Origin of the sequence: Acidiferrimicrobium sp. IK, from assembly GCF_025499425.1 — a bacterium.
In the GTDB taxonomy this organism is placed as follows: Bacteria; Actinomycetota; Acidimicrobiia; order Acidimicrobiales; family Palsa-688; genus Acidiferrimicrobium.
Genome location: NZ_JAIMCB010000003.1, coordinates 12,245 through 24,286 on the forward strand (window position 1 = coordinate 12,245; position 12,042 = coordinate 24,286).

Here is a 12,042-nt window from a genome sequence, read left to right on the forward strand (position 1 = left end):
GTGGCCGCAGCGGTTTGTGGGTCTCGCCGCGGTGGCTGCCATCCTCGTTATCTTCCCGTTCGAGGTCAGCGACCAGTATCTCTACATCGGTGACAGCGCCTTGCTCGCTGCGATCGGCGCCATCGGGCTGAACGTCCTGACCGGCAACGCCGGTCAGATGTCGATCGGCAACGCGGCATTCCTTGGTATCGGTGCCTATACGGTGATCCTGACTGAGAGCAAGCTATCGTTCCTCCCCGCCATTCTGCTCGGGGGGATCATCTCTGGTGCCGTCGGGCTAGTCATCGGCGTGCCGTCGCTCCGGCTGCGGGGTCTATACCTAGTGTTCTCGACGCTGGCCTTGCAGTACGTCGCGTACTTTGTCTTCCAGCAGTACGACCACCACTCCAACGCCTTGTCTGGACATAACATCAAGGAAGCGAAAATCGTATCGGTCGTTATAACCACCGACAAGCAATGGTACGTATTCCTGGTCATTGCCGTGGTGATCGTTGCCATTGTCACCTACAGCATCCTTGCTGGACGACCGGGACGCGCATGGGAGGCGACCCGGGCCAACGAGGCATCGGCTGCTATCATGGGCATTGACGTCAGGCGAACTAAGCTGACTGCCTTCGTGTACAGCTCGTTCTGGGTGGGCCTAAGTGGAGGAATTACAGCTTACTTCTTGAAGAATATTACCAGTGACTATTTTACGCTCTCTCTGGCAATTAGCTATGTGGCAATTATCCTCGTAGGTGGAGTGGGATCGGTAGGAGGAGCGGTTGCCGGTTCCATCGTAATCACCTTTCTGCCCACCGTCGTGACCAACGCCGGTACCGGCATCTTCGGCGCTTCCAGCGGTACCGGCTTCTTGTCCACAAATCTGTCGGCCATCGACTCTGGGGTATATGGACTGTTGGTGCTGGTGTTCATGTTCGCCGAGCCTCGGGGATTGACCGGCCTGGTGAGGCGTATCGAACGGCTTATGACCCATAAGGGCACTCAGACGCCGCCGGAGCGTTCTCAAGCCGGGACTGCGGCCGTGGGTGTCGAGGATGCGAACAGGGCTGGACTCACCGACGTAGCGGACGCCAGAGTGATCCCAGGGAGCCGGCAATGACCGACGAGACACTGCTCAGCGTCGGTGACTTGTCCGTGCGCTACCCCGGGAACGCGCTCGGGATTGGCCACATATCGCTTAGCCTGCGGCCGGGCCAGATCGTCGCGCTTGTCGGCCCCAATGGTGGCGGAAAGACTTCCACCCTCGGCGGTATCGCCGGGTTCGGGCGTCGCGGCGTGGCCCGCGCCTATTCCAAATCGATGGTCCTACGAGGCAGGAGCATCAGCCACCAGCTTCCGCTCGAGCGGGTGAAGGAGGGCGTGGTCCTCGTCCCGGAGCGCGACAAGATCTTCACCGGATTGACGGTAATGGAGCAGCTGAAGCTCTCATGGCAGCCTCGCGCAGGCAAGTTCGCCACTTGTTTGGCGTCGGCGCTTGACCTGCTCCCGGAGATCGAGCCCCATCTCAATCGGAGGGGGGGATATCTTAGTGGCGGCCAGCGCCAGATGGTCGGCCTGGCGTCGGCTCTGTGCGCGGCACCGTCGGTCCTGCTCATCGACGAGGTCACCCTCGGCCTGGCCCCCGCCTTGGTCAATCGCATGGCCGGCATCCTGCGCCGGCTCGGCGGTGGTGATATCGGCCTGCTGATCGCCGAGCAGAGCCTCGGCCTCGCCTTCGAGATTGCCGACGTCATTCATGTCCTCGACGCCGGACGAGTCGTTGCCGACGGAACCCCCGACGAACTCCGACACCGTCCCGACATCATTGACACCTACGTGGGTCGCCACGCCAGCGGCACTGCGGCGAGGAATACTATCTCGGAGAAGGCCGCCACAAGCAATGACTGATATCGCGATCGATATGGCGGCCGCAAATGCCGTGACCATCACTGACATTTCGATGCAGTTCCAGGGGCTGGTCGTGCTGGACGGGGTGAGCGCCACAGTCGAGCGGGGACAGGCGGTCGCTGTGATCGGCCCCAACGGATCCGGGAAGACGACCCTCCTCAACGTGATCAGCGGTATCTACCGACCGGTGTCGGGCACTGTGCACGTGGGCCGGGAGCTAGTCACGGGATTCAGGCCGCACCGTGTTGCTCAACTGAGGGTAGGCCGTACCTTCCAGCACCTGGAGTTACCCAAGGACCTCACCCTCCTGCGCGTCGCGTTGCTCGGCAGGCATACGGTCATCAAGAGGGGCGTCTTCTCGTACGCGCTCGGCATTCCGCATTTCAACAGCACCGAGAAGGTCAACCGCCAGGCGGCCATGGATGCGCTGAGATCGGTCGGACTCGATCACCTGGCCCAGCACCAGGTGCAGGACCTATCCTACGGGCAGGCAAAGCGGGCTGACCTGGCCAGGGCGCTTGCAGCGGATCCGACGGTCCTCCTCCTAGACGAGCCGGCCGCTGGTCTCAACGACCAGGAGCGCGAGGAGCTCCTCGCGCTCCTCCAGCGGATCCAGAAGGAACGCCAGGTCGCTCTTGTCGTCATCGAGCACGACATGTCCTTTGTAACAGGGTTGTGCAGCAAACTGGTCGTGTTGAGCAGCGGCCGCAAGATCTACGACGGCGACAGCACGCACCTACGCCAGGACCCCACGGTCATGCAAGTGCTCCTCGGCCCCGCCGCTCAAGAGTTCGGCACCACCACCATCTAGGTACGCCAGCCACCCACTGATCAGGGAGATGTATTTATGAGTCCGACCCAACGTCGGGGTCGACCGGTATTCGAGGGATTGAAAGTTGTCGAATTCGCCCACGTCATCGCAGGCCCCCTAGCGGGCACGCTCCTTGCCGACCTCGGAGCAGAGATTGTGCACGTCGAGGACCCGTCGGCTGGGGATCCCTCCCGTCAGATGGGGCCGACAAAGGACAACAAGTACCTGTGGTGGAAGGTATCCGCCCGCAACAAGCGTTCCATTACTCTCAACCTGCGCAGCCAAGCGGGGCAGGATCTAGCTAGACGGCTGGCCGCTTGGGCGGACGTGGTGATTACCAACTTCCGCGTGGGGACCCTTGAAAAGTGGGGCCTCGATTGGCCGTCCCTGCATGAAGTCAACCCGAAGCTCGTTATGTTGCAGGTGTCTGGTCACGGGACCAACACCACGGCCCGCAACATGCCAGGATTCGGCAAGGTCGGGGAATCCATGAGCGGCGTAGTTAACATCACCGGGTTCCCGGACGGCCCTCCCGTGCACACCGGGTTCTCCCATGCCGACACCGTTACCGCTCTCATGGGGGCGTACGCTATAAGCGCTGCTTTGACCATGCGCGACCGCCCCGACTTCGACGGCGAGTGGATCGACCTTGCCCTGTTCGAGAGCCTCTTTCGCCTGATCGAGTGGCAGGTCATCATCTATGACCAGTTGGGCATCGTCCCACAGCGTGCCGGCAACCAGTTGGCTGTCGCCCCTGGAGCGGTAATCAACACGTATCTCTCGTCGGACAACAAGTGGATCACGGTCACGTCAGCGACGCCCCGCTCAGTGCAGAACGTCGCGGCCCTCCTCGGGCTGCCGCTGGAGGAGTATGAGACGGTGCCCCAGCAGCTAGCCCGCCGGCGCGAGCTTGATGACGGACTGCGGGACTGGGTCTCGAAGCGGCCCGCCGAGGAATGTCTGGAGGAGATGAAGCGTCTCAGCGTCGTGGCGGCACCCATCTACGACATTGCGCAGATACTCGAGCATCCGACCATCGTCGAGCGCGAGGACGTCATCACCGTCGAGGACCGTGAACTGGGCGATGTTCGGATGCAGGCGGTCGTGCCCAAGATGATGAACCATCCCGGGAAGGTCTGGCGTACCGGTCCATTCTTAGGTGAGGACAACGACCTTGTGTACCGGGAGTACCTCCATTTGCCAGCGAAGCAGGTGGATGAGCTACGCGAGAAGGGCACTATCTAACTATGACTGGAGATGACCATGACTGACGGGGCGGCTAGCCCGGCTAAAGCTACGCTTCACGGCTTGAAGGTCTTGGAGCTGGCGCACCTTCTGGCCGGCCCGTTCGCGGGGACTCTTCTCGGAGATCTCGGAGCAGATGTCATCCATGTTGAGGCTCCTGGCACCGGCGATCCTATGCGGAACATGGGCCTCCCCAAGGGCGACGAGTACCTTTGGTGGCGAGTGACGGGCCGCAACAAGCGCTCCGTCACGCTCGATCTGCGCCAAAACGAAGGTCGGGACGTAGCCCGGAAACTCGCCGCGTGGGCAGATGTCGTGATCACCAACCTCCGGCCTGGCACTCTCGACGAGTGGGGGCTCAGCTGGGAGGACCTGCACACAGTCAAGCCGAAGCTCATCATGCTGCAGGTGTCCGGCTACGGCGCCCAGGCAACAAAGCGCAACCTCCCCGGCTACGGGAAAGTCGGCGAGGCTCGTAGCGGGATCGTCCACATAAGCGGCTTTCCTGACGGACCCCCCGTTCACGCTGGCTTCTCTCATGCCGACACCGTCACCCCCCTCATGGGGGTGTTCGGTGTCATGTGCGCGGTATACCGCAAGCTGACCGATCCCGACTTCCGCGGCGAGTGGATCGACCTTGGAATCGACGAGTCGCTTTACCGGCTCATCGAGTGGCAGGTGGTGATGTACGACCAGCTCGGAATCGTCCCCGAACGGGTGGGCAACGGCATTCCAGGCTCGCCCGGTGGGGTGGTCAACGCGTTCAAGTGTTCCGATGGCCGCTGGCTGACCGTCACCTCTGGGACCATCCCCTCGATCCAGAACATCGCCGCTCTCGTTGGAGAAAACGTGGAGGAGTTCTCCACCCGGCCGCTGATCATCAAGAACCGCGAACGGCTCGAGGCGGTCTTGGCTGATTGGGCCGCGCAGAGGACTGCGGACGAGTGCATGGAGGCCACGCTCGCCAGCGGTGTTGTGGCCACGCCGGTCCTCGACGTGTCCGACATCGTCGCTGACGAAACTTTCCAAGAGCGGGGCAATATAGTAACCGTTGACGACCCCATCCTCGGGCCGCTGCGAATGCAGGGAGTCATTCCGAGGCTTGCCAATCACACTGGGGGTATCTTCCGCCAAGCGCCTCTGGTGCCGGGGCAGGACAACGACGAGGTCTATCTGGACGTACTCGGCCTAGGTAAGGACGAGTACTCGAAACTGAAAGCTCACGATGTTATCTAGCCTCATTCATAACTGGATAGCAGGTTTAGGGGGTTCTGTTGAAGCAGGGCGAGTATAGTCACCAGGACAAGTGTGGAATCGCTGGAGTCGGTTGGACGAAGTTCTCCAAGAACTCAGGCCGTTCCGTCTTGAGCCTGGCCACGGAGGCGTCCCTCAATGCTATCCGTGACGCGGGGCTTCAACCTGACGATATCGACGGCATTGTGCGTTGCGACTTCGATGTCGTCGCCCACAATGACCTGGCCAATTCTCTCAACTTGAGCAACCTAACCTATTGGGGTTACAGCGGCGCCGGCGGCGCCGCTCCTGCCGGGATGGTGGCGCAGGCGATCGGTGCGATCCTCTCGGGACAAGCCAAGACGGTACTGGCATTCCGCTCGCTCAACGGGCGTTCCGGCTTCCGGCTCGGCAAAGGGCGGACCCAGGCGAGCTCAGGTGCCATCGGCGGCAATGGGAGCTACGAAGAGTTCTTCGTCCCCTTCGGGATGGTCTCGCCGGGCCAGGTATGGGCAATGCTCGCACAGCGGCACATGCACCAGTTTGGGACCAAGCCAGAGGATCTCGGCCATATTGCTGTCACGTCCCGGGAACGAGCCAATTCCAATCCCAACGCCCAGATGCACGGGCGCACCATGACGCTCGACGACTACCTTGCGTCGCCCATGATATCCTCACCGTTGCGCCTCGCCGATTACTGCCTTGAGACCGACGGAGCCTGTGCGCTGGTTGTGACTAGCGCCGAGCGGGCGGCGGATACAGCGAAGCCACCAGTGCTCATTCGGGCGGTCGCCCAAGGCGCGGTAACCGGCATTCAGCCCGGTATGGTAGGGCCCGTCTTGTCGCGGCCCGATCCCATGACCTTGCCGTCGGTCAACATCGCTAAGACCCTCTACGCCCGCGCCGGCCTAGGGCCGCAGGACATAGACGTGGCGCAGCTCTACGATTGTTTCACGATTACGGTCTTGGTCCAGTTCGAGGACTACGGGTTCTGCGCGCGGGGTGAGGGCGGCCCGTTTGCCGCGAGCGGAGCCATCAAAATGGGTGGTTCGCTCCCCATCAACACCTCTGGCGGGAACCTCTCCGAGGGCTACATCCACGGAATGAGCCATATTGTCGAGGGCGTCCTGCAGTTGCGGGGCGAGTCGACCTCCCAGGTTGAGGGTGCCGAGACCTGCCTGGTGACATCTGGCCTGCCCGTAGCTACCGGCGCAATGATCCTGAGGAGGGGCTCGTGAGCTATGCCGAGCGTCCGCCGCCGGTAACGACGGACTACGACACCGCCGGCTTTTGGGCTGCTGCGAGCGAGAAAAAGTTGGCAGTCCGGACCTGCTCTGACTGCGGGCAGTCACTCCATATGCCCAAGGCATACTGCCACTCGTGCGGTGGATGGGAGACTGAGTGGAAGGTGGTTCCTCCCACTGCGACGCTTTACACGTGGACCACTACGGAACGGGAACTGCGCGCCGGTTTCAAGCCCCCCTACACCATAGTCTGTGTCGAAGTCGACGAGGCCCCCGGGGTGCGCATGGTTGGGTACTTGCCCGGACGTCCGCACCTGAAGGTTGGGATGGCCATGCACGCACGCTTCGAACCGACAGCGGACGGCACTCTGCTGCCGCAGTGGTATCCTACCCCGTGAACATCGAAGCGCTCAGTTGTAGGTAGCGAGGCGTCACAAACGCGGAGGGAGGTATGCATGCAGGGGCCGACTCTCTTGATGCGGTGCTGTGCGAGAGATGAAGGATCGTTGGCCCTTCGGTGTCGATCTACGCGGTAACCATTCATCTTGTCACCTGGGGGTGGAATGCGTTCGATGGCGGGGAGCGTGTGGGCGCGTCGGGCTGGGGTGGATGGTCCAACACGGCGGCCGGTCCGTGAAGGTGGTAGACGGCTGCAATTGCGAGCGGGACGACGCCCGGCCCGTACCACCGGACGGGCCGGCCGGGAAGCGGTGGGTCGAGACGTACGTACTCGCCGTCCGCTGCGAGATCGACTTGGACGCCGACGACCGTGGTCCATTCCCACCAACCGAGCGTGTCGGAGTAGAGCCGTCCGGCGATTCGGTGGCTGGTGATGAGCCAGTCCGTGATGCGCGGCCGGGGCGGCCCGGCGCTTCGTCGTGGATGGCCGCCCCGGACTGCAACGGGCGTGTCTTCGGAGCACCTGGCGGGTAGCTGGCCCCACACCTGCTCGTGTCGCGACTCCCAGAGGACGACGCCGACAGTGTAGGGCCGGATCGGCACTTCGTGTCCGCGGTGAAGGTCGACAGCGAGGCGACGCCCGGCGTCTGCGGCCCACTGGCGTGTCGCCGTCTCCCAGCGTGCGAGTTCCCGCTTCTGCTTGCGGATGCTCATAGTTCAATTCCTTTCGACTGTTCGACAGCAGCCGTCAGCTCTTCGGGCTCGCGGTGCCTATGCTGCTGCCTGACCTGTCGGGAGATCGTCAGTGCCCGTTCGGCGGCGGCTTGCGCTCGTTTCTGATGCCCGATCTGCTCGATGCTTGACGCCCGGTCCCGCTCGTCGACGGGCGCGGCTCCGGCCAGGTTCCACCGTTCGCGGTAGGCCGCGACGACTCGCACCTGATGTATCCAGGCGGCGCGTGCGGCCGGATCGTCGGGCGGGCTTCCGAGTCGGCGCACCCACGGTGGTTTGCGTTCGACGGCCCGCTCCGCGAGTGCAGCCGCCCGCCGTTCCATCGCCTCGTCACGCTCGTGTAGGGCTTTGGCCATGTCGGGGTCGGTGACGCCTTTGGCGCGTGGGACGAGACCGGCGATGAGGTCTGCGGTGGCCTGCCGTTTCGATCCGGCGGCTTCGACGTACCGGTCGAGACGACCGTGAAGGACGGCGGCAACGTCGTCGGTGTCGGTCAGGTCGCGGGCTGCGACCAGGCGGGGAATGACCGTCTCGGGGTCGATCCCGCGGGCTTCGGCTTGGGTGAAGGCGTGAACGAGAGGGCCGTACGCTGCGCTTCCGCGGACCTGCTCGACGTGGTCTTCGTCGAGTCCGGCGTGTTCGATGAGGGTGTCCCAGCGTTCGCGTTGTGCTTCGCGGGCCAAGGTGAGGTATTCGGCGGAGAGCTGCCCGATGCTCTCGGCGGCATCCCAGGAGGAGCGGATCGTGTCGGTAGCCGACTGCTCGACACCCTCGTTGGCGAGCACCCCTGCGAGCACCTCGTGGGCGGTCTGGGGCTCGGCTACCCCGTCGTGGGAGGTTGGCGGGTCGGGGTCGTAGGCGGTGTCCACGTACAGCCAGTTGCCGGCGCGTCCGCGGCTGGCGGCGACGTAGAGGACTTCGCGGGTGGTGGTCGGCGAGATGATCGCGTGCGCGGTGTCCACGGTGCGTCCCTGCGCCCGGTGGGCGGTGGTGGCGTAGCCGAGTTCGACGTGCTCTGCGACGTAGTGGGCGGGTAGCACGACCGATCCTCCACCTCCGGCGCGCTGGACGACCATGCTCCCATCGTCGTTGGTGGCTGTGACCGTCCAGCGGTCCCCGTTCTTCACGAACCCCTTGGCGGTCGCCAACCTGCGGTCGTTTTGGCGTGTGACCACCTCGTCGCCGACCCCGGCGGTCTGCCCGTCGGCGACCGCCAGACCGTGCTCTGCTACCTTTCCGGCGGCTATCCGATCTGACCTGGCACGCCGGTTCAGGTCGGAGACCGTCGCCGAGTCGGCAGCGACCATCAAGCTGCGCTTACCGTCCTCCACATCCTGTTTCCATGCCTTATAGAGGGCGTCGAGGAGTGTTTCGCGGTCGCCTTCTTCGATCCGGTCGTGCTTCTCGTAGGCGTCGATGGCTGCTTCGGACCCGACTCGCAGCTCGACCGAAGCGGTCTTCTCCCACCCGTTGGCGAACCGGCGGACATCTGAGAGTTCGGGGGCGATGTCGTCGCGGTCGCGCGCGAGGGTGCGAAACATGCCTCCTGCGTCCACCGCCGAAAGCTGGTAGGGGTCGCCTACCAGCAGGACTTTTGCTCCGGCCCGGCCGGCGGCGTCGGTGAGTTCGTCCAGGGCGAAGGTTCCGGCGAGGGAGGCTTCGTCCACGATGACCAACTGGCCGGGCCGGAGCTGCCAGCGGCTGATGCTGTCGCGCAGCCGGCGCGCCTGTTCCAGCAGCTCATCAGGAACCGGTTTGTCGTGCGGGATAGCGTCGATCCTCGCCTGGAGAGCGGCCAACTGTTCGCCGCGCTTGCCGGTTTGGCGGTGCTCGTGCAGCCATTTGGCCGTGTTCTCGGTGTCGATGCCAAGCTCGTCGCCGAGCACCTCCGCCGCGGATGCGGAGGGGGCGAGCCCGACGACGCTGCCGTGCCCGTGCTCGGATTCCCACGCTGCCCGCAGTCCCGCCATAGTCGTGCTCTTCCCGGTCCCGGCCGGCCCGACGAGAACGTCCAGCTGGCGACCTGAGGTGGCTATCTTCTCCACCGCGACCGCCTGATCGGTGCTCATCGTGTAGTCCTTGTCGGGCAAGTTCCGCTCCACGACGGCGGCGACCGCGGCGACGGGGACAGTCGCCGCTGTGATGTCCCGCCCGGCGGTGAGGAGACGCTGTTCGGCGTCGAGAAGGCTCTCGGTCGTGTAGAGGTGATGGCCGGCGGGGCGCAGCCGCGATGTGCCGTCCTGGCGCTGGTAGCGCCGTGGGGTGTGGTGCAGCTCGGGGGCGGTGACCTGTACGACCTCGCCCAAAGCGAGGTCGGTGGCCCGTTCGATGATCGCCATCCGATCGTCGGGCGACGCGCAGCGCAGACCCTCTAACTGGCGGGCCGCCTCGGCCATGATGTTCGCCCGGCTGAACGTGGCGCGCCGTTCGGCCTGCCAGGCGACCGCCAGTTCGGCGACCTCGCTGAGCATCTCGTCGGTCAGGTCGTCGGCTCGCAGCAGCGGTAGGTCGTTGCGGTTCCGCAGCGTGCTCACCCACGCCTCCGGCCGCACGCCGATGTGGTCCATGGCCCGTTCTCGCCATTCGGCGGACATGTCGGCCAGGCTGCGATGGGTCTTGTCCTGGCGTGTCGCCAGGTTCGCCTGCTGGTTCAGGCGCATCCTTTCGACTTTGCTCGGCTCGCGGCCGTGTTCGGCGACGAACTGTGACTCGAGCCGGTCCCGGTGCTCTTCGATCATGTCCCGCCGCTGGGAGAACTCCCGTATGAGAGCCTCGGGAACGCCGGTCATCTCGTGCTTGCGCATACCTTGCCGACTGCTGCCTGGCTCCCAGCCGACACCGAGCGCCTGGGTGAGCATGTCGGCCAGGACGCCTTGGTGTATCTCGCTGATCGTGACGACCGACTTGAACAGGCCGCGGCTGTCCAATGTCCGCCACTCGCCGTCGGAGACGGACTTCGCCCGGTTCCAGACGACCACGTGGTCGTGCAGCTGCGGGTCACCTGAGCGGGTGTCGTAGTGCGTGAACGCGGCGGCGATGGTGCCTTCGATGTCCTCTTGGACGACGCCGTTCTTGCCTGAACGGGAGTGAAGTAAGTTCCGCTCCGCGTAGGCCAGGGTGTAGGCGATGGCCCGCATGTGGCAGTCGTAGATGACCGCTTTGGTGCCCTCGTCGGCCAGAGCCCAGGCGGCGGACACCGACTTGGACGGGCTGAATGTGAGGTCGAACGCGGCGACCGGCGCCCGCAGCGTGCGTCGTCGCTCGGCGGGTTCCGCGTCGGCTCGTGCCGCTTCCCGCTCTCCCGCTGGGAGCCGGGCGAGGCGCGCCTCTACGCGCTCCTTCAACGAGGATTGAAGCGGAGGGGGACGCTGCCGGCCGAGCTGGTCACCTGTGGCCGGGTTGGTTACCTCCATCAGCATCCGGTAGAGGTGCTCGTCGGTTACCTGCTGCCCGTGATCGAGCCCCAACGCCGCCAGCCCACCTCCCGCGAAACGGCCCGGCGGTGTGCCCGACTGCTCGTAATAGCGGGTTAGTGGGGAGGACTGGTCGGCCGCGCCGTCACCGCGGGCGATCGAGGAGATCAGATACTTGTAGCCCGTGCCGGCCGTCAGCCGGCGGATCGTGAGCACCCGGTGGGCACCTCCAGCGGCCCCACCTCGGGGGCCTCACCCCTAACCCCGCCGGGGTGACACTCACGGAAATCCGTATATGCGAGATAGCGAGATAGCAGGAAACTAACGGGCAGGCACGAGATAGCTGACCGGCTGTCCTCGGATGCCAGCGGTCTGGACCCCGGTAGGGGTTGGTTGTGGCTGGAGGGGCGAGATCGTGGAGGGGGTGCGTGTGGCTGCGTGGGTGTCGCAGCGCTGTGGTATGGGTTCAGGCGTGGCTGATGGGGGGGATTGCGAGGCGGCGAGGCTTAAGGTGGAGGCGCTGGTGGAGCGCGAGCAGGAGGTCCTGCTGCGTCTGGATGCCGCTTTGCGCGAGTTCTACTGGTGGCAGGACCAGGTGGCCGATCTGGCGGAGCACCGGGACCGGCTCGTCGCACGGCTTTTGCGCGAGATCGGGATCACGCCCCGCCAGCGCAAGGCCATCGAAGCACGGCGCAGGCTGACCGGCCGTGCGTCAGATGGCCGGGTCAGTCGAGAGGCCCTACGCCGCCGGCAGGTATGGATACGCAAGCAGGAGAAGGTCTTGGCCGTCGAGGACCTGTGGGGTGAGCGAATCGATGCCGCCCGGCAAGACAAGGCCGACGCACGAGAGCGATTAGCGAGCGCTGTCCGGGAAGCTCTGGACCTGTGGCGCGACCCGACGATCTTCCAGCGGCGGACCGGGTTCACCCGCCAGGAGCTATCCCTCATAGCCAGAAAGCCGCGAGGCGCAACCGCAACACGGTAGGCAAGGCAGACAGGTCATCGGCGGTGCCTGGGCGGTCCGGGCCTCCGTAACTGTCACCCCGCCTTCCTTCTAGGTGAAGCCCGACGTTCG

At 64.6% G+C, this 12,042-nt stretch carries 9 protein-coding genes; 8 read left to right on the forward strand and 1 reads right to left on the reverse strand.

All coding sequences use genetic code 11. The annotated features are described in order from the left end of the window. The first annotated feature begins 31 nt into the window (after positions 1-31). The 7 genes from K6U06_RS05605 to K6U06_RS24620 all read left to right on the forward strand — a co-directional run bounded on the left by K6U06_RS05605 (position 32) and on the right by K6U06_RS24620 (position 6,821). A complete protein-coding gene (locus K6U06_RS05605) occupies positions 32-1,102 on the forward strand; it encodes a branched-chain amino acid ABC transporter permease (RefSeq protein ID WP_262320927.1) in 1,071 nt (356 codons plus the stop codon). Beyond that, on the forward strand, positions 1,099-1,890 hold the full coding sequence (locus K6U06_RS05610; protein ID WP_262320928.1) for an ABC transporter ATP-binding protein: 792 nt from the start codon (positions 1,099-1,101) through the stop codon (positions 1,888-1,890). The genes K6U06_RS05605 and K6U06_RS05610 overlap by 4 nt, the downstream gene beginning before the upstream one ends. Then, entirely contained in the window at positions 1,883-2,701 is an 819-nt protein-coding gene (locus K6U06_RS05615; protein WP_262320929.1) for an ABC transporter ATP-binding protein, read from the forward strand. The genes K6U06_RS05610 and K6U06_RS05615 overlap by 8 nt, the downstream gene beginning before the upstream one ends. Before the next feature lie 36 nt (positions 2,702-2,737). Then, positions 2,738-3,946, forward strand: a complete 1,209-nt coding sequence (locus K6U06_RS05620) for a CaiB/BaiF CoA transferase family protein (RefSeq protein WP_262320930.1) — start codon at positions 2,738-2,740, stop codon at positions 3,944-3,946. 63 nt (positions 3,947-4,009) lie between these two features. Beyond that, positions 4,010-5,182, forward strand: coding sequence for a CaiB/BaiF CoA transferase family protein (locus tag K6U06_RS05625; protein ID WP_262320931.1), 1,173 nt, complete (start codon positions 4,010-4,012; stop codon positions 5,180-5,182). A gap of 38 nt (positions 5,183-5,220) precedes the next feature. Continuing rightward, complete coding sequence (locus K6U06_RS05630; protein WP_262320932.1) at positions 5,221-6,417, forward strand: thiolase C-terminal domain-containing protein; 1,197 nt, start codon at positions 5,221-5,223, stop codon at positions 6,415-6,417. Next, positions 6,414-6,821 (forward strand): Zn-ribbon domain-containing OB-fold protein, encoded by a 408-nt coding sequence (locus tag K6U06_RS24620; RefSeq protein WP_410050991.1) that lies wholly within the window; start codon positions 6,414-6,416, stop codon positions 6,819-6,821. Before K6U06_RS05630 ends, K6U06_RS24620 begins: the two co-directional genes overlap by 4 nt. Before the next feature lie 711 nt (positions 6,822-7,532). On the opposite strand, the gene mobF is transcribed toward K6U06_RS24620, so the two are convergent. Beyond that, the gene (mobF, locus tag K6U06_RS05635) at positions 7,533-11,183 is read right to left on the reverse strand and encodes a MobF family relaxase (protein WP_262320933.1); all 3,651 of its coding nucleotides are present in this window, start codon (positions 11,181-11,183) and stop codon (positions 7,533-7,535) included. Between the two features lie 295 nt (positions 11,184-11,478). Between mobF and K6U06_RS05640 the strand changes: the two genes are divergently transcribed. Further along, complete coding sequence (locus tag K6U06_RS05640; protein ID WP_262320934.1) at positions 11,479-11,952, forward strand: hypothetical protein; 474 nt, start codon at positions 11,479-11,481, stop codon at positions 11,950-11,952. Positions 11,953-12,042: the final 90 nt, after the last annotated feature.

Excerpts from the sequence above, each read along its gene's own strand:
- K6U06_RS05615 (WP_262320929.1), top strand. The coding sequence starts at position 1,883 with ATGACTGATATCGCGATCGATATGGCGGCCGCAAATGCCGTGACCATC.
- K6U06_RS05610 (WP_262320928.1), top strand. The coding sequence starts at position 1,099 with ATGACCGACGAGACACTGCTCAGCGTCGGTGACTTGTCCGTGCGCTAC.
- K6U06_RS05620 (WP_262320930.1), top strand. The coding sequence starts at position 2,738 with ATGAGTCCGACCCAACGTCGGGGTCGACCGGTATTCGAGGGATTGAAA.